Source organism: Cryobacterium sp. MLB-32 (assembly GCF_000738085.1).
Taxonomy (GTDB): Bacteria; Actinomycetota; Actinomycetes; order Actinomycetales; family Microbacteriaceae; genus Cryobacterium.
The window spans coordinates 15,377-31,752 of record NZ_JPRS01000021.1 but is presented as its reverse complement, the minus strand read 5'-3'; the positions used below and the strand labels follow the sequence as shown (position 1 = coordinate 31,752).

The 16,376-nt window shown below is 66.4% G+C and carries 14 protein-coding genes; 6 read left to right on the top strand and 8 right to left on the bottom strand.

What is annotated here, in order from left to right:
- Window positions 1-110 precede the first annotated feature (110 nt).
- Both lexA and JF66_RS04340 read left to right on the top strand, forming a co-directional pair.
- A complete protein-coding gene (gene lexA / locus JF66_RS04345; RefSeq protein ID WP_035875643.1) occupies window positions 111-815 on the top strand; it encodes a transcriptional repressor LexA in 705 nt (234 codons plus the stop codon).
- A 372-nt stretch (window positions 816-1,187) separates the two neighbouring features.
- Window positions 1,188-2,417: a glycosyltransferase gene (locus JF66_RS04340; protein ID WP_197059318.1), complete on the top strand. Its 1,230-nt coding sequence runs from the start codon at window positions 1,188-1,190 to the stop codon at window positions 2,415-2,417.
- A gap of 23 nt (window positions 2,418-2,440) precedes the next feature.
- Here JF66_RS04340 and metE read toward each other — a convergent pair whose 3' ends face one another.
- From metE to hflX, 3 genes are all read right to left on the bottom strand, one after another.
- A complete protein-coding gene (gene metE / locus JF66_RS04335; protein WP_156109654.1) occupies window positions 2,441-4,774 on the bottom strand; it encodes a 5-methyltetrahydropteroyltriglutamate--homocysteine S-methyltransferase in 2,334 nt (777 codons plus the stop codon).
- Window positions 4,771-5,799 (bottom strand): methylenetetrahydrofolate reductase, encoded by a 1,029-nt coding sequence (locus JF66_RS04330; protein ID WP_051973113.1) that lies wholly within the window; start codon window positions 5,797-5,799, stop codon window positions 4,771-4,773. The genes metE and JF66_RS04330 overlap by 4 nt, the downstream gene beginning before the upstream one ends.
- A gap of 286 nt (window positions 5,800-6,085) precedes the next feature.
- Window positions 6,086-7,627: a GTPase HflX gene (gene hflX / locus JF66_RS04325; RefSeq protein WP_035875638.1), complete on the bottom strand. Its 1,542-nt coding sequence runs from the start codon at window positions 7,625-7,627 to the stop codon at window positions 6,086-6,088.
- A 41-nt stretch (window positions 7,628-7,668) separates the two neighbouring features.
- On the opposite strand from hflX, the gene JF66_RS04320 reads away from it, so the two are divergent.
- Window positions 7,669-8,277, top strand: coding sequence for a class I SAM-dependent methyltransferase (locus JF66_RS04320; RefSeq protein WP_035875637.1), 609 nt, complete (start codon window positions 7,669-7,671; stop codon window positions 8,275-8,277).
- 396 nt (window positions 8,278-8,673) lie between these two features.
- On the opposite strand, the gene JF66_RS04315 is transcribed toward JF66_RS04320, so the two are convergent.
- Complete coding sequence (locus JF66_RS04315; RefSeq protein WP_035875635.1) at window positions 8,674-9,117, bottom strand: hypothetical protein; 444 nt, start codon at window positions 9,115-9,117, stop codon at window positions 8,674-8,676.
- Window positions 9,114-9,869 carry a 4-hydroxy-tetrahydrodipicolinate reductase gene (dapB, locus tag JF66_RS04310; RefSeq protein ID WP_035875633.1) on the bottom strand — a complete coding sequence of 252 codons (756 nt, stop codon included), beginning with the start codon at window positions 9,867-9,869 and terminating at the stop codon, window positions 9,114-9,116. The genes JF66_RS04315 and dapB overlap by 4 nt, the downstream gene beginning before the upstream one ends.
- A gap of 62 nt (window positions 9,870-9,931) precedes the next feature.
- On the opposite strand from dapB, the gene JF66_RS04305 reads away from it, so the two are divergent.
- On the top strand, window positions 9,932-10,408 hold the full coding sequence (locus JF66_RS04305) for a GNAT family N-acetyltransferase (RefSeq protein WP_035875631.1): 477 nt from the start codon (window positions 9,932-9,934) through the stop codon (window positions 10,406-10,408).
- Window positions 10,409-10,421: 13 nt separating this feature from the next.
- Here JF66_RS04305 and JF66_RS04300 read toward each other — a convergent pair whose 3' ends face one another.
- Together JF66_RS04300 and JF66_RS04295 are read right to left on the bottom strand one after the other, a co-directional pair.
- Complete coding sequence (locus JF66_RS04300) at window positions 10,422-11,024, bottom strand: histidine phosphatase family protein (RefSeq protein WP_035875629.1); 603 nt, start codon at window positions 11,022-11,024, stop codon at window positions 10,422-10,424.
- A 67-nt stretch (window positions 11,025-11,091) separates the two neighbouring features.
- Complete coding sequence (locus JF66_RS04295) at window positions 11,092-12,441, bottom strand: pitrilysin family protein (RefSeq protein ID WP_035875628.1); 1,350 nt, start codon at window positions 12,439-12,441, stop codon at window positions 11,092-11,094.
- A 200-nt stretch (window positions 12,442-12,641) separates the two neighbouring features.
- Here JF66_RS04295 and JF66_RS04290 point away from each other — a divergent pair, with 200 nt between their 5' ends.
- Window positions 12,642-13,232 (top strand): TetR/AcrR family transcriptional regulator, encoded by a 591-nt coding sequence (locus JF66_RS04290; protein ID WP_035875625.1) that lies wholly within the window; start codon window positions 12,642-12,644, stop codon window positions 13,230-13,232.
- Window positions 13,233-13,294: 62 nt separating this feature from the next.
- Here the strand turns inward: JF66_RS04290 and JF66_RS04285 are convergent, their stop codons facing one another.
- On the bottom strand, window positions 13,295-14,365 hold the full coding sequence (locus tag JF66_RS04285) for an aldo/keto reductase (RefSeq protein WP_081882138.1): 1,071 nt from the start codon (window positions 14,363-14,365) through the stop codon (window positions 13,295-13,297).
- A 247-nt stretch (window positions 14,366-14,612) separates the two neighbouring features.
- Between JF66_RS04285 and JF66_RS04280 the strand changes: the two genes are divergently transcribed.
- On the top strand, window positions 14,613-16,226 hold the full coding sequence (locus JF66_RS04280) for a peptide chain release factor 3 (protein ID WP_035875623.1): 1,614 nt from the start codon (window positions 14,613-14,615) through the stop codon (window positions 16,224-16,226).
- Window positions 16,227-16,376: the final 150 nt, after the last annotated feature.

The window sequence follows — 16,376 nt, the reverse complement described above, 5'->3', positions numbered from 1 at the left end:
TAAAGTTTCGATAGAGGATTTGTTCTTTTCCCACCTCACCAGACACCACCGACATTCCCGCGGAGCGGCGCATTTAGCACCACACCGGGACCGACTCGAGGAGCAACAACGTGACGAAAGACACCAGCGGTTCCCAGGACAAGGGCGGCACCAGGCGCCGCAAGAGCCTGAGCGAACGACAACTCGCCATTCTCGATGTGATTCAGCGGTCGGTGAGCCAGCGCGGGTATCCGCCGAGCATGCGGGAGATCGGCGACGCTGTCGGTCTCGCCTCGCTGTCCAGCGTCACCCACCAGCTCAACCAGCTCGAGCTGAGCGGTTACCTGCGGCGGGATCCGAATCGTCCCCGCGCACTGGAGGTGCTCATTGAGGTTCCCCGTGCCGCTGACGATCCGGGAGTGCGCGACGGCGAGACCTTCCACAGCCCCATGCAGGTCGGCGACGCGGCCATGGTTCCCCTCGTCGGGCGCATCGCGGCCGGCGTTCCGATCATGGCCGAGCAGCAGATCGACGAGATCTTTCCGCTTCCCCGTCAGCTCGTGGGCAAGGGCGAACTCTTCATGCTGAAGGTCATCGGCGAGTCGATGATCGACGCTGCCATCTGCGACGGGGACTGGGTCGTCATCCGTCAGCAGAAGACCGCCGAGAACGGCGAGATCGTCGCCGCAATGCTCGATGGCGAGGCGACCGTGAAGGTATTCCGTCAGCGTGACGGGCACACGTGGCTGCTCCCCCGCAACACGAATTTTGAGCCCATCGTCGGTGACTTCGCCGAGATTCTCGGCAAGGTCGTGGCTGTCCTGCGTTCTGTCTAGACGCGAGCGCACGCGCCGGGTCTTGGGTCCGCAGAAATGACCCTCCAACGGGGACTTGTTCTGGAAGCCGTGCATCTGTTTTTTTCTGGGAGATTGGCTCTAATCAGCCAGTCCTGACGTATTGTCAGTACTGAGCCGCCGAACACTGTTATCTCCGTTCTGCGAACCATGGCGTTCAGGCGCCACCACGCAAGCAGGGAAACAGATGTCCGAGACGGCCTCGCCGCACAGCCCCACGTCAAGCGAACCCCACGCTCCGGCACCGGCCTCCGACCTGGCTCGCCCCGCTCACTTCAAGCGTTTCTACCTGTCGGTGACGACCAAATACGTGATCGCCGTCACGTTCGCGGTGCTCTGGACGTCGATTGCGGTATGGCTGAGCCAGCCTGGATCGACGATCTCACGACCTCGTTCGGAGCGCCCGCCGCCTGGATCATCGTGTCGCTCGTGGCCTATCTGCCTGGGTATGTGGTGGCCCTCATGGCCATGTCGCTCATCCTCGATCGACAGCCGCCCCTTCGGGTTCTCGATCCGACCAGCCCGCTGACGATCATTGTCGCCGCCCGCAATGAGCAGGGCGGAATCGCGGAGACCATCCGGTGCCTCGCGCGAACGGACTACGCCGGACCCGTGCGCGTCATCCTGGCCGACAACGGTTCAACCGACGACACGGCGCGATTCGCCCAGATCGCGGCCACCGAGGTCGGCATTAACCTGACGATCGTGCGGGAGGAACGCGCCGGCAAGTCGAACGCCCTCAACACAGCCCTCACGCACGTGACGACGGAATACGTCATCACGGTGGATGCCGACACCCTTCTGCATCGGGACGCCCTGCGTCGCCTGATTTCCCGGCTGGAGTCCGCTCCGCCGAACACGGTGGCCGTGGCCGGAACGGTTCTCGTTCGCAATTCACGCACGAACCTGCTCACCCGCATGCAGGAGTGGGACTACTACCTCGGCATTGCCGGGGTGAAGCGCATGCAGGGTCTCTTCCAGTCCACGCTGGTGGCCCAGGGCGCCTTCTCCGTCTACCTCACCGAGAGAGTGCGTGACATCGGCGGCTGGCCCGACGCCATCGGCGAAGACATCGTGATGACCTGGAAACTGCTCGAGCAGGGCGACCGGGTGATCTTCGAGCCCACCGCGGTGGCGTTCACCGATGCCCCGGGCGCCCTGAAACACTTCATGCGCCAGCGTGCCCGTTGGGCCCGGGGCATGCTGGAAGGCATCCGCGCCGTTCCGCCGTGGCGCCAGACGCGCAAGCTCGCCGGTCTGATCGCCGGAATCAACCTCCTCATCCCCCTGCTGGACATCGGCTATGCCCTCATCTGGCTTCCGGGACTCGTGCTTTTTGTCTTCTTCGGCGACCCGACGATCGTCTCGTTATGGGCCCTCACCGTGATTCCCGCAACCCTGATCATTTACGGCGGGTTGCGTCACTACCAACGCACCCGAGTGTTCGGCCCGCTGGGCCTCTTCGTGCGGAAAAACCTCCGCGGCTATCTCTTGTTCCTGCTCGTCTACCAGGTCTTCTGTTCGATCGCCTCGCTCGTCGGATACGCGCAGTTCCTCGGAGGGACCGCCCGTCGCTGGAAATAGCGGCGGTCCCCCGTCGTCGTCGGCTACGCGTTGACCGCTGCCCCGATGCGTTCGCGCACGATGCGCGTGGCCTCGAGCATGTTCTGCAGCGACTCCACGGTCTCCGCGTACCCGCGCGTCTTGAGTCCGCAGTCCGGGTTCACCCATACCTGACGCGCAGGGATCGCCCCCACCGCTGTCTCCAGGAGTTCGGTGATTTCCGCGACGCCCGGCACCCGCGGGGAATGGATGTCCCATACCCCCGGACCGATTCCATGGTCGAATCCGCCAGCCTCGATGTCATGCACGACGTCCATGCGCGACCGCGCCGCCTCGATACTCGTGACGTCGGCGTCCAGATTCGCGATGGCCTCGAGAACAACGCCGAACTCTGAGTAGCACAGGTGAGTGTGAATCTGCGTCGTGTCGGCGACGCCGGCCGTGGCAAGGCGGAAGGATCCGACCGACCAATCGAGGTACTCGGCGTGGTCCTTCGTCTTCAGCGGAAGCAACTCGCGCAGGGCGGGCTCATCGACCTGCACGATGCCGATTCCCGCGGCCTCCAGATCCCCGATCTCGTCGCGCAGGGCGAGGGCTACCTGGCGGGCGGTCTCGCCCAGGGGCTGATCGTCACGAACGAACGACCACGCGAGGATGGTGACCGGTCCGGTCAGCATGCCCTTGACCGGCTTCGCGGTCAGCCCCTGGGTGTAGCTCGACCACTCCACGGTGATCGGCTTCGGACGCGACACATCGCCCCAGAGAATCGACGGCCGCGTGCAGCGGCTGCCGTAGGACTGCACCCAGCCGTTCTCGGTGACGGCGAAACCATCGAGATTCTCCGCGAAATACTGCACCATGTCGTTGCGCTCCGGCTCGCCGTGCACGAGGACGTCCAGCCCGATCTCTTCCTGAAGCTCAACGACGCGGGCGATCTCCGCTTGCATCAGGGTGCGGTACTCGTGCTCGGTCACGGTGCCCTGGAGAAAACGGGCACGAGCCCGGCGGATGTCCGGGGTCTGCGGGAACGAGCCGATGGTCGTCGTCGGGAGCAGCGGCAATCCCAACGCCGCCTCCTGGGCCTTCAGCCGGATGGCGTACTCACCGCGGGAGAAGTCAGCGTCTGTCAACGCTGCGGCGCGCCCGCGCACGGCCCCGTCACGCACGCCCGGGGCAGCCTGGCGGGTCGCGAGGGCGGCATCCGCTGCGCCCAGCTCCTGCTCGACGGCCCCGGCGCCCAGCAGGAGGCCCCGGGCCAGCGTGTGCACCTGACCGACCTTCTGGTCGGCGAAGGCGAGCCAGCTGCTGAGGGGCTCTCCGAGCGACGATTCGTCGGCGACATCGTGCGGAACGTGCAGCAGCGATGTGGACGTGGAGACGGCCACGGTTGGCGACAGCTCTCGCAGGGCCACCGCTCGGTCGAGTGCCGCGCCCAGGTCACCGCGCCAGATGTTGTGGCCATCGATCACGCCGGCCACCAGAACCTTGTCGGCCAGGCCCGGGGTTGGTTCGGGCACGGTTCCCCGCACCAGGTCGAGCCCGATTGCCTCCACCGGCGTGGCGGCGAGCACCGGGAGGGCGTCATCGAGGCTGCCGTAAGGCGCGGCGACGAAAATGGCCGGGCGACGTGCCAACCGGCCCAGTGCGGCGTAGGCCCATGCCAGGGCCTGAAGGGTGTCCTCCCGCGGAACGTCACTGCTCTCGCTCACGAGCCCGGGCTCGTCCAGTTGCACCCAGAGGGCACCGACGGCCGCGAGGCGGTCCAGCAACGCGGCATACACGGGCAGAAGGTCGTCAAGGCGGGAGAGGGGCTCGAAACCCGCGGGAGCCTCATCACTCGCCTTGCTCAACAGCAGGAAGGTGAGCGGGCCGACGATGACGGGCCTCGTGATGAATCCCGCCTCCTTCGCCTCCACGAATTCACGCACGATGCGGTCACTGGCGAGTGAGAACACGGTCTCCGGGCCGATCTCGGGAACGAGGTAGTGGTAATTGGAATCGAACCACTTGGTCATTTCAAGCGGGAGGTTGTCGCCTTCGCCGCGTGCGAGCGTGAAATAACCCGCGAGGTCGATCCGGCCATCGGCGCCCACCAGGGCAGCGAAACGAGCGGGAACGGCGCCCACGGTTACGGCGGTGTCGAGCACCTGATCGTAAAAGGAGAAGGACTCGGGAATGGCCGAGTCCGTGCGCCCCAGTCCGAGCTGCGCGAGACGCTCTCGCGTGGCGCCGCGGAGCTGGGCAGCGGTTGTTTCCAGTTCGGCGGCGGTGATCGACCCGGCCCAGAACGCCTCGACGGCCTTCTTCAGCTCACGGCGGCGCCCGATGCGCGGGTAACCCAGGATGGTGCCGGACGGAAACTCTGCGGTGGTGGTCATGCTGATTCCCTGACGTTGTGGGCCGCGGAGTGCGCGGCGGGGTGGATGGAAGCGGGGGAACGGTGGCTGGTGGCTGTGGGGAGGGCGCCGCAGCGACGCAGCACCTCGAGCACGGTTTCATGCTGGTTGAAGGCGTACAGGTGCACGCCGGGAGCGCCGCCGGCGAGCACGTCCGCGGCGAGCCGCGCGGCGTGCTCGATGCCGATCTCACGCTGGCCTTCGATTGTCGGTTCAACCTCGAGGCTGATCGACAACTCGGACGGGAGCGGCTCGCCGGAGAGCTCGAGGATACGGCGCAGCCGACCCGGGCTGGTCACGGGCATGATGCCCGGGAGGATGGGGAACTCCACTCCGGCCTGGCGGGCGCGCTGGCTGAAACACAGGAAATCGTCCGCGTGGAAGAACAGCTGGGTGATCGCGAGGTTCGCGCCGGCGGCCTGCTTGGCCAGGAGGGTGTCGATGTCCTGCGTCGTGGACCGCGACCGCGGGTGTCCGTTCGGGAATGCCGCAACGGCGATCCGCACCTTCACCGGTTCGGTCTTGACGCTGCGGGCGTCGGGAAGGCCGGGAATCACGGTCTCGCGATACGGCACGCGCTCGGTCTGCACACCGTGGATGAGCTGCACCAGTTCGGCGGCGCTGTGCAGATCGCCGAGGAAAGACTCGCCCTCCACGGCCCCCTGCGGCGGGTCTCCGCGCAGGGCGAGGAAGCTGCGGATTCCGACATCGAGGAATTCCCGGATCAACACGCTCGCTTCGGCGTGTGAGGACCCCACACAGGTGAGATGGGCCATCGGGTCCACGTCGGTGTGCGCGAGGATGTAGCGCAGCAGGTCGAGTGACGACGTGCGGCTCGACCCATTGGCCCCGTAGGTCACGGACAGGAATTCGGGTCCGGCGGCGGCCAGGTGATCGATGGTGGTGTGCAACGCGGTCGCGGCGGCATCCGTCTTCGGCGGATAGAGCTCGAACGAGAACGGCACGCCGGTGGTCGCGCTCGTGGGGCTCGTTCGCGTCTCGGTCATGGTCTCCTCATTCGGCAGAAGCGGTGTGCAGTGCGGCCGGGCGGCCGCGAACCGCCGGAGATATCCGGCGGAGACTCGCGGGCGGGTGCCGGGCTCGGCTGTCGCTCCATGCCGAGCGGACAGATCCGAAGGCAACGATTGGATCGAACCTATAACACCATCCGTCGTCGTGCCAGAGTGTGACGCCAGAAGTCGACTCGAGCCCCCGAAACGACACAAGTCGCCCTCCCGACGGGAGGACGACTGTCGACGCGGCAGCTCTCGGCTGCGCAGGGTGGTCAGAAACTCAGGCGGTGACCGCCGGCAAAGCCACGAATGGCGTGAACTGTGGCTCAATCTCCGGCGTGACGAACGCGTGCACCCGCGTGCCGGCTTCCACATATTCCGTCGAGACAACCCGGCCGTCGTCGTGCAGGAGGGCAATCAGGTCGCCGCGGTCGTAGGGAATGAGCAGGTCGAGTTCGATCTGCGGCGTGGGCAGCAGCGCGGAGATGGCCGCAAGAACGGTCTCGATGCCCTCGCCGCTGCGGGCAGACACAAACGTGGCCTTGGGCTCAAGACCGCGCAGCACGAGCCGTTCGTCCTCGCTGATCAGGTCGCTCTTGTTGAAGACCACGAGTTCCGGAATGTGCCGGGCGCCGACCTCGGAGATGACGTCGCGCACGGTCGAGAGCTGCGCCACGGGGTCGGGGTGCGACCCGTCGACGACGTGAACGATGACGTCGGCGTCGGCGACCTCCTCCAGCGTCGAGCGGAAGGCCTCGACCAGTTGGTGGGGCAGGTTGCGCACGAATCCGACCGTGTCGGTGAGGGTGTACAGGCGGCCGTCTTCGGTCGTGGACTTGCGCACGGTGGCGTCGAGGGTGGCGAAGAGGGAGTTTTCCACGAGTACGCCCGCACGGGTGATGCGGTTGAGCAGGCTCGACTTGCCGGCGTTCGTGTACCCGACGATCGCGACGGAGGGCACGGCATTGCGCTTGCGGTTGGCCCGCTTTGCCTCCCGCGCCGGCTTCATCTCGATCATCTGCTTGCGCAGGCGAGACATGCGGGTGTGGATACGACGGCGATCGAGTTCGATCTTGGTCTCACCGGGGCCACGGGAACCCATTCCGGCGCCGGCGCCACCGACCTGGCCACCGGCCTGGCGCGACATCGAGTCGCCCCAGCCGCGAAGGCGGGGAAGGAGGTAGGCGAGCTGCGCGAGTTCAACCTGCGCTTTGCCCTCACGGCTCGTGGCGTGCTGGCTGAAGATGTCGAGGATGACGGCGGTGCGGTCGATGACCTTGACCTTGACCACGTCCTCGAGGGCGCGTCGTTGGCTGGGCGCGAGCTCGGTGTCGGCGATCACGGTGTCGGCGCCCATGGCCTTGACGATGTCGGCCACTTCCTGGGCTTTTCCCTTGCCGAGGTACGTGCTGGGGTCCGGCGTCGCGCGGCGCTGCAGCAGGCCGTCGAGCACGGTGGCCCCGGCGGTCTCCGCGAGGGCGGCGAGCTCCCGCATCGAGTTTTCGGCGTCGTCAACCGTGCCATGGGTGTACACGCCGACGAGCACGACGTTCTCGAGGCGCAACTGCCGGTACTCGACCTCGGTGACGTCCTGCAGCTCGGTGGAGAGCCCGCCGACGCGGCGCAGGGCATTGCGGTCCTCACGCTGGGTCTGTTCGCCGTCGTGTTCGTTGTACTCCGGCGCGCCGGACGTCGATTCCGCCTGCAGCGCCTGAGCGCTTCCACTGCGGAACAATGAGTAGCCGGCGGCACGGGTTTCGGCGCTCGCGAGCACGCGGGCTACGACATCGTCTTCATCATGGGGCACGATTGGATCAACCATTCTTTTAACTCTAGTTCAATGAACTCGGATAGGTTCCACTTATGTCATCCGACCACTACTTCTCCCCCGCGCCCGGCACCGAGCTGCGCACGCGAACGATCACCGTCGAGCTCGGCGGTGTCACCCGGGAGGTCACCACCGCGAACAACGTTTTCAGCCCCGGCCACATCGACACCGGCACCGAGGTGCTGATCAAGTACGCACCGGCCCCGCCGGCCACGGGCGACGTCCTCGACCTCGGATGCGGCTGGGGACCGATCAGCCTGCACCTCGCCCTCGCGTCCCCGGAAGCCACCATCTGGGCAGTCGACGTGAACGAGCGCGCGCTCGATCTCGTGCGTACGAACGCGGCCGCACTCGGGCTGACGAACATTCGGGCGGTCCAGCCTGCCGACGTGCCCGCGGACATCCGTTTTCGAACGATCTGGTCGAACCCGCCCATCCGCGTTGGCAAGGACGAACTCCACAATCTGATGACCACCTGGCTGCCGCGCCTGGAGTCCGAAGCGGACGCCTGGCTCGTCGTGCAGCGCAACCTCGGCTCCGATTCCCTCCAGCGCTGGCTCGAGGCCGAGCTGAGCGATGAGTACGCGGTCTCGCGGGAGGCCATCAGCAAGGGTTTCCGAATTCTGCTCGTCTCCCGAGAATGACGCGCGCCGCACCGTCAAGGCACCGACCAGTTCGATAGCCCCTCCTTCGCGCCTCGACCAACGTAAGCACCCCCGCCGGTCGAGGCGCGACGAAGGAGCGATCGAGACCACGCGCGCCAACGGGCACACCCGGCCAGCCCCACGGAGCGAGTCACCGGGTCTCGATCGCTCGTACCTCGCGCCTCGACCAACGACGCAGCCCGGCGCGGCGGGCCGGGTCTCGATCGCTCGCGCCTCGCACCTCGACCAACGCAAGCACCCCGCCGGTCGAGGCGCGACGAAGGAGCGACCGAGACCCCGCAAGCCAACGCTCACACCCGACACGACAGCACCCCACCAGGCCTCGATCGCTCGTTCCTCGCGCCTCGACCAGCGACTCACGACCGGTGGTTCCGGCTAGTGCGGGGCGCGCTCGAGCGCTATGGCCGTGCGGATGGAGCGACGGGCGCGCTTGCGGTCGCCGGAGGCGTCGTAGGCGAAACCGAGCCGCAGCCAAGCCCGCCAGTTGTCCGGTTCAGCCTCGGCCTCGGCCTGGTACTGGGGAAACTCGGCATCCGCTGCCTCCCGGTAGGGACGTCCGCTCGGACGGCGCGGCAGGTCATCGACGGGAAGTCCGCCTTCGGCCTCCAGAAGGTGCACAAGGCGCTCCGACCGGATGCCGAACAGGATCTCCCGCAGCAGCGCCCAGAAGCCGATGATCGGCAGTACGAGAAGGGCCAGACCGATGATGATGCCGACCGGTTCCCCACTCTGGATGAACAGCACCGCCCGCCAGCCCATGAGAACGAGGTAGAGCACGAGCAGCAGCGACATGAAGCCGACGGCGATGCGGCCCTTCATGCGGTGGCTCCCGGGAGGCTCAACCCGAGGTCGACGATCTGGTCGAGCCCCACGGTCACGCCGCGGGCCTCGCGGGTGGCGTCGAGGGACAGCATGATGCCCTGCGCGTAGGCGTCCTGTGAGAGCGTGTTGTGGCTGATGGTCAGCGTCTCCCCGGTTCCGCCGAGGAAGACGTCCTGGCGGGCGAGGAGCCCCTCGAGGCGCAGGCTGTGCACGGGAACGTTGGAGACCTGCTGGCCGCGCGCCCGCTGGTCGGTGTGGGGCGCCGAAACCGGGCCGCGACTCGCGCGCGCCTTGCCGATCAGCTCGGCGGTGCGCACGGCTGTGCCGGACGGCGAATCCACCTTGCCGGCCTGATGGGCCTCGACGATTTCAATCGAGTCGTAGAATCGGGCGGCGAGGGCGGAGAACGCCGTGGCCAATGCGGAGCCGAGAGAGAAGTTAGGGATGATGACGACTCCGACGTCGTCGCGGTCGCCGAGTCGATGCGCGAGCGAGCTGATGCGGTCCTGCGACCAGCCCGAGGTTCCCACGAGAACCCGGAGGCCGTGGTCTAGGGCGAATTCGACCACGGCCTGGCTGACGCCGGGGCGCGTGAGGTCGACCGCGATATCCGCTCCGATCATCTCGTCGAGGCTGCTGCTCGAACTCAGTCGGGCCACGAGCTCGTAGCCGTCGGTCTGCTCGATGAGGTCGCAGACCATCCGGCCCATCTTGCCTGTTGCGCCGATTACGGCCACCCTCGTTGTCATACTGCCAATCTACCAAGCCCCACCGTGGTGAGAGGCGGGCGCACGCGTCGTAGCCTTGGGTCATGCCACACTTCACGGACGTTTCCGTCGCGGATCCCCGAGCCGCCGCGCTGCTCACCGAATACTTCGGCGACCGCGCGTTGTCTTTTCCCGCTGCCCAGGGCGTCTATCGGCCCAGCTTTCCGGCGCCGGAGCAGTTCGTGCCGCCGCTCGGTGTGTTCCTTCTGCTCGGTGACGCCGCGGATCCGGTGGGGTGCGGCGGCGTCCGCCGCATTGCGGACTCCCCCGCCGACCGCGTGCGCTACGAGGTCAAGCATGTGTGGGTGCAGCCGCGGGCGCGCGGGAGAGGCTGGGGCCGTCTGCTGCTCGCCGAGCTTGAGCGGCGTGCCCGGCTCTTCGGTGCGGAGGACCTCGTGCTCGACACGAATGCGAGCCTGGCCGCCGCCGCCGGCCTGTACCTCAGTTCGGGTTACGAGAGCATCGCCGCCTACAACGACAACCCCAACGCCACCAACTGGTACGGCAAGGAGCTCGACTGACTCGGCGCTGATGCTAGAACAACAACGGCTCCGGCAAGCCCGTGCGCAATTCCACGGGCAGATGGCCGAGGTCGTTGTGGGTCACCAGCGTCCAGGGTCGCCCCGGTTTCTGCTGCAGCACGGTGAGCCCGCAGTGAGCCTGGTTGATTCCGACCCAGCGCCAGTCGGGAGCGCCCAACACCTCACGCACAAACCAGGCAATCACGAAGTTGTGCGTGATGAGCAGGTCGTGTCGCTGCCGGCGGCGTGGCTGCAGGAACTCCGCGACGGCGTCTTCCATCTGGGCGCGGCCGGCGTCGATGTCTTCGTCCGTGACCGATCCAAAAAACGGGTCGTAGGCCGAGGGGGTTTCCGTCGCGCGCCCGGAGGGAATGCAATCCATCAGGAGCGGTGAGGGTTCCGACACGAGCGCGGGCAGCCGTTCGGCGATGATGGTGGCGGTTTCTTCCGCCCGCTGCAGGGGAGAATGCCAGGCACTCGTGAACGGCACTCCGCCCAGACGTTCCGCGATCAGCTGCGCCTGTCGCTTGCCGCGGGGGGACAGTGGGCCGTCCTGCAGGCCGTGCTCGGCATCCATCTGCTCGCCGTGGCGAACCAGGTAAAGATACTGGGGCATCGTTGGCCCTTTCGGTTTTGTGCGGCCTGCCGTGAAGCGGGCGGATGACGGGAAGAAACGAAAAGAATCAGGTGTGGGCGGGGAGGATGCCGTCGAACGCGTCGTCGTCCAGTGCACCGACCGCGACGATCGACACGGGGCCACTGACCAGCTCGAGGGCCAGCTGCCGCACGTCCTCAGCGGTGACGAGCGCGAGGCGACGCAGTGCCTCGTCGAGGTCGGCGAATTCTCCGATCGTGATCTCGGAACGCCCCAGACGTGACATGCGGGTATCGGAGTCTTCCAGTGCGAGAGCGGATGCCCCGGACAGCTGACCGGCCGCGCGGCGCATCTCATCGTCGGTGACGCCGTGATCCGCCAGCCGGTGGAGTTCGCTCAGCATAAGGGAGGCTACCTCGCTGGCTTTAGCCGGGGAACAACCCGCGTACATGCCGAACAGGCCGGCATCGGAATACCCGGGGGCGAAGGAATAGACCGAATAGGCCAGGCCGCGCTTCTCGCGCACCTCCTGAAAAAGCCGCGACGACATTCCACCCCCGAAGATGGAGTTCAACACGCTCATCGTGACACGGCGGTCATCCGTCGCCAGCAGCCCGGGCATACCGATAAGCAGGTTGGCCTGCTCGAGAGGGCGGTGCACGATCGTGATGGGCTTGCCCTGAGTGATGCGTGCCGGGGCGCCCGAACGGCGGCTGACCGGGGTCGCGGGAATGCTCAGGTCCCAGCCCGCGCGTTCGAGGGCGCTGACCACGTCAGACACGAGCGTGTCGTGGTCGACGGCACCGGCGACCGACACCACCAGGTCCTGTGCCCGATAATTCGCCTGGTAGTGCTCATGGACGGCGGATCGAGTGGCGGAACGAATCGTGTCGGGGCTCCCACCGATGGGGCGGCCGAGCGGATGCTCGCCGAGCACCGCTTCGAAAAAGCGTTCGTTGGCGACGTCGGACGGATCGTCGTCGGCCATCGCGAGTTCCTCAAGGATGACCCCGCGCTCTGTCTCAAACTCGGCGGGGTCGAGGACCGACGATGTCATCATGTCGGTGAGGACCTCGACAGCCATCGACAGGTCTCTGTCTTGCACCTTGGCGTAGTAACAGGTGTATTCCTTCGCCGTCATCGCGTTGTGCTCACCACCGACCTCATCGAACGAAATGGCGATGTCGAAGGCCGTGCGCGAGGGCGTGCCCTTGAAAAGCAGGTGCTCGAGAAAGTGCGTCGAACCGAAATGTCCCGGCAGCTCGTCGCGCGAGCCCACGGCTACCCAGTAACCGATGGTCAGGCTGCGACTGCCCGGCACCCGCTCGCTGAGGATTCGCACACCGCTGGGAAGTACGGTGCGCCGAACCAGCGCGTCACCGGCCGCCAGAAATGAGAGTTCGGGCACGTCCAGAGGAAATTCAACAGCACCGTTCATATCTGATCCAGCTTACGTCAGGCACCGGCCCGCCCTGCCCGCCGCCACGGCACCGAGCGGAAAGACTCTCGCCGACCCCCGAATGCCGACAGACAAGTCTGTCTAGTCTGTGCTACAGTCTGGACACGCGGTGTGGGGTCTACCCCAGTCACCCGACCACAACCTCATATCTGGCCCGACAGGACAAAGGAGTTGACCGGATGGTTCAACTGACCGACACGGTGGCACGACCCGCGACCCACGCGAAGGTGCGAATCCTCGCCACGGCAGACCGGCTGTTCTACGCCGAGGGAGTGCACACGGTCGGCGTCGACCGCATCATCAGCGAGTCCAAGGTGACCAAGGCGACGTTTTACAAGTACTACCGCTCCAAGGACGCCCTCATCGTGGTGTATCTGGAGGGCCGGGACCGCATTGCTCGCGACTTTCTGGCGTCCATCGACAAGCGCTACGACACGCCTGAACAGCGGCTCCGCGGCATCGTTGCCGAGATCTCCACCCAGGTCACCCGCCAAGGCTTTCACGGCTGCCCATTCATCAACGCCGCCGCGCAATTCGCCGACCCGAGCCACCCGGTTCGCCAAGCGGTCACCACCCACCGCGAGTGGTACGGCGCCGCTCTGGAAGATCTGTTCCGCGGCATGGGCCACGCGCGTCCAGGTGACGCGGCCGACGACTTCTTCCTCGCCCGCGACGGAGCGTTCGCCGGTGCCAATCTTGGTGACCCCATCGGTGCGCACACGGCGCTGCTGCGCGCTGTCCAGCGCGTGCTCGACGAGACGGCTGGCTGACCCCGAGACCGTCCGTGCCGGCACTCACGGTGCCGGCACTCACGATGCCGGCGTCACTCCGGTCAGGACGAGGCTCGGTCGAGTTCGATCAGGTCGCTGCGGCCCAGCCGGATGCCCGGGGCCGCGACGAGCGCCTCAACCTGATCCGGATGGCTTGCACCGGCGACGGGCGCGGTCACGCTGAGTCGGGCGAGGAGCCACGCGAGCGCTATCGTTGCCGCTGGCACGTCGTGCTCCGCGGCGATGCGATCCACCACGGCGAGTACACGCAGGCACCGGCGATTGACGTAGGCGGCGGCGCGGCGGCCCCGGGTGTTGTCTGCCACATCCGTTTTGGTGCGATATCGGCCGGCCAAGAAACCATGGGCCAGCGGAAAATACGGCATGACGGCCACTCCCTGTGCCTGGGTCACGAGAGCGAGCGTCGACTCGAATGCCTCCCGGTGCAGCAGGTTGTAGTGCGTCTCCAAAGCCACGAAGCGGGGCAGTCCGTTGGCGGCCAGAACTCTCGCTTCAAATAGGCGGTCCGCCGAGAAGTTTGACGCCCCGAGGTAACGCACCTTGCCGCTCGCGATCAGCGTGCTCATGACGCCGAGGCTCTCTTCGAGGGGAACCCGCACATCGTCGAAGTGAAAGTAGAGCAGATCGATGTAGTCGGTTCCGAGACGCTCGAGCGAGGCATCCACGGCCCCGATGATGTTGCGGGGGCTCAGGCCTGGATTATCGAGGTTTCGGCCGATCTTGGTGGCGATGACCGTCTTGTCGCGGTCGCCCCGGGTGCGCAACCATGAGCCGATCATGATTTCGCTGCGGCCCGCCGAATAGCTGTCGGCGGTGTCCAGGAAGTTTCCGCCCAGGTCGCGATGCGCGTCAAGGATCTGCCTGCTCATCTCGCCGTCGACCGACCAACCGAACGCGCTGCACCCGAGGGCGAGCGCATGCACCGACAGGGTCGTATCGGCGATGAGCCGCCGGCTCGGGACACCGCCCACATCGGTCTCGAGAACAGGCCCGATGAACGGGAGCTGGGGGTGAGGCGGCGAGTTCGGCGGCGACGGGGTCCCACTGTCTCCCGGCACGATGGCGTGGGCCCCTGTGGGGTGTGCTGGTCGCAAAACAGCCAATCGGGACATCCCTGTCTCCTCACTCTTGGCAGTGACACTAATGCGATCCCCCGGTTTCGCCATGGCGACGCGACACGTTGTGCGAAAAAAAGTCACAAAAAGGCATTCTGGCCCGCCCCGCACGGCCACGAGCGGAAGAGTCGTTTCGGGGCCGACTCCCACGGGCGCAAGTTAGGGTAGGGGGGAGAGCGAATTCGTGCGGAAGCCGATGTAGGGCCCACTTTTGGCCTGCCGAATCATTCGCCGGAAAGCATTCATGACTCAACTCGCTGAAGTGACCAACATCAACGTGCCCGTCGAGGCACGTCGTCGACGTACCTTCGCGGTGATTTCCCACCCCGACGCGGGTAAGTCCACCCTGACGGAGGCCCTGCTGCTGCACGCGCGCGCGATCACGCACGCTGGAGCCGTGCACGGAAAAGCCGGCCGCGGCGGCACCGTCTCCGACTGGATGGAGATGGAAAAGGCCCGAGGCATCTCCGTGACCAGTGCCGCCATCCAGTTCGAGTACGACGACGCCGTGATCAACCTCGTGGACACCCCCGGACACGCCGACTTCTCCGAGGACACCTTCCGGGTGCTCTCCGCCGTCGATGCCGCCGTGATGCTCGTTGACGCGAACAAGGGCCTTGAGCCGCAGACCATGAAGCTTTTCGCGGTGTGCAAGCAACGCGGCCTGCCCGTGATCACCGTGATCAACAAGTGGGACCGGCCCGGTGCATCCGCTCTGGCGCTCATGGACGAGATCCAGAACCGCACCGGCCTGCTGCCCACGCCGCTGAACTGGCCGGTCGGCGAAGCCGGCGACCTGCGCGGTGTGATGGACCGTCGCTCGGGTGATTTTCTGCGCTTCACCCGCACTCCCGGCAGCGCGACCGCCGCCGTCTCCACTCGGGTGAGCGCTGCGGATGCCGCGGACGAGGAAGGCGCCGCCTGGACCAACGCGACGGACGAGTCCGAACTGCTGGACTCCGAAGGCCAAAACCACGATTCCGAGCTGTTCCTGGCCGGCGACACGACACCGGTGCTGTTTTGCGCCGCCGTCGCGAACTTCGGCGTGCAGCAATTGCTCGACACGCTCGTGGAGTTCGCTCCCCCGGCCGAGGCGCGACCGGACATCACCGGTGTGCCCCGCCCCGTGACATCCGCTTTCTCCGGTTTCGTGTTCAAGGTACAGTCCGGTATGAATACGGCGCACCGCGACCACGTGGCGTACGTTCGGGTGTGTTCCGGAGAATTTCGTCGGGGCATGATCGTGACGCATGCCGCCACGGGTCGCCCCTTTGCAACGAAGTACGCCCAACAGCTGTTCGGCCGTGAGCGCACCGTCATCGACCAGGCGTGGCCCGGCGACATCGTGGGGCTCGTCAATGCCTCGGCGCTGCGTGTGGGCGACTCGATCTTTGAGCACGAGCCGGTGGAATATCCGCCGCTCCCCCTGTTCTCCCCGGAGCACTTTCGCGCCATTCGCCCGGTGGACAGCAGCAAGCACAAGCAGTTCCGTCGTGGGATTGAGCAGCTCGACCACGAAGGCGTGATCCAGGTGATGCGCTCCGAGGTGCGCGGAGAGCAGGCGCCCGTGCTCGGCGCCGTGGGTCCGATGCAGTTCGAGGTCGTGGAGGACCGCATGATTCACGACTTCCACGCCGATATCCGCATGGAGGCGCTGCCCTATCAGGTGGCCCGCCGCACGGACAAGGCGAGCGCCTTGCTGCTGGCCCCGATGCGCCAGGTCGAGGTGTTCACTCGCTCCGACGACACACTGCTTGCGCTCTTCAGCACGCCGTGGCGTCTGCAGGCCATTCAGAAGGAGAACCCCGCCCTCGTGCTCGTGGACATCGCGAACGCCACGGTCGACGACTTTCGCTAGCCGCCGCGCCCCGACTCGCCCCCACCGCCCTGCCCTCGTGGCGACTTCATGAAACCAGCCACGACCGGATGTCGTCGCCGCCGGAACAGTGCGGGCGCCGGCATCGAGGGGACGGAAGTTCCTGTATCCGCCGCAGAGGCGGCATCCGGT

Excerpts from the sequence above, each read along its gene's own strand:
- JF66_RS04295 (WP_035875628.1), bottom strand. The coding sequence starts at position 12,441 with ATGAACGGTGCTGTTGAATTTCCTCTGGACGTGCCCGAACTCTCATTT.
- JF66_RS04340 (WP_197059318.1), top strand. The coding sequence starts at position 1,188 with ATGGCTGAGCCAGCCTGGATCGACGATCTCACGACCTCGTTCGGAGCG.
- metE (WP_156109654.1), bottom strand. The coding sequence starts at position 4,774 with ATGACCACCACCGCAGAGTTTCCGTCCGGCACCATCCTGGGTTACCCG.
- JF66_RS04305 (WP_035875631.1), top strand. The coding sequence starts at position 9,932 with ATGCCACACTTCACGGACGTTTCCGTCGCGGATCCCCGAGCCGCCGCG.
- dapB (WP_035875633.1), bottom strand. The coding sequence starts at position 9,869 with ATGACAACGAGGGTGGCCGTAATCGGCGCAACAGGCAAGATGGGCCGG.
- JF66_RS04300 (WP_035875629.1), bottom strand. The coding sequence starts at position 11,024 with ATGCCCCAGTATCTTTACCTGGTTCGCCACGGCGAGCAGATGGATGCC.
- JF66_RS04285 (WP_081882138.1), bottom strand. The coding sequence starts at position 14,365 with ATGTCCCGATTGGCTGTTTTGCGACCAGCACACCCCACAGGGGCCCAC.
- JF66_RS04320 (WP_035875637.1), top strand. The coding sequence starts at position 7,669 with ATGTCATCCGACCACTACTTCTCCCCCGCGCCCGGCACCGAGCTGCGC.
- hflX (WP_035875638.1), bottom strand. The coding sequence starts at position 7,627 with ATGGTTGATCCAATCGTGCCCCATGATGAAGACGATGTCGTAGCCCGC.
- JF66_RS04280 (WP_035875623.1), top strand. The coding sequence starts at position 14,613 with ATGACTCAACTCGCTGAAGTGACCAACATCAACGTGCCCGTCGAGGCA.
- JF66_RS04315 (WP_035875635.1), bottom strand. The coding sequence starts at position 9,117 with ATGAAGGGCCGCATCGCCGTCGGCTTCATGTCGCTGCTGCTCGTGCTC.
- JF66_RS04290 (WP_035875625.1), top strand. The coding sequence starts at position 12,642 with ATGGTTCAACTGACCGACACGGTGGCACGACCCGCGACCCACGCGAAG.
- JF66_RS04330 (WP_051973113.1), bottom strand. The coding sequence starts at position 5,799 with ATGACCGAGACGCGAACGAGCCCCACGAGCGCGACCACCGGCGTGCCG.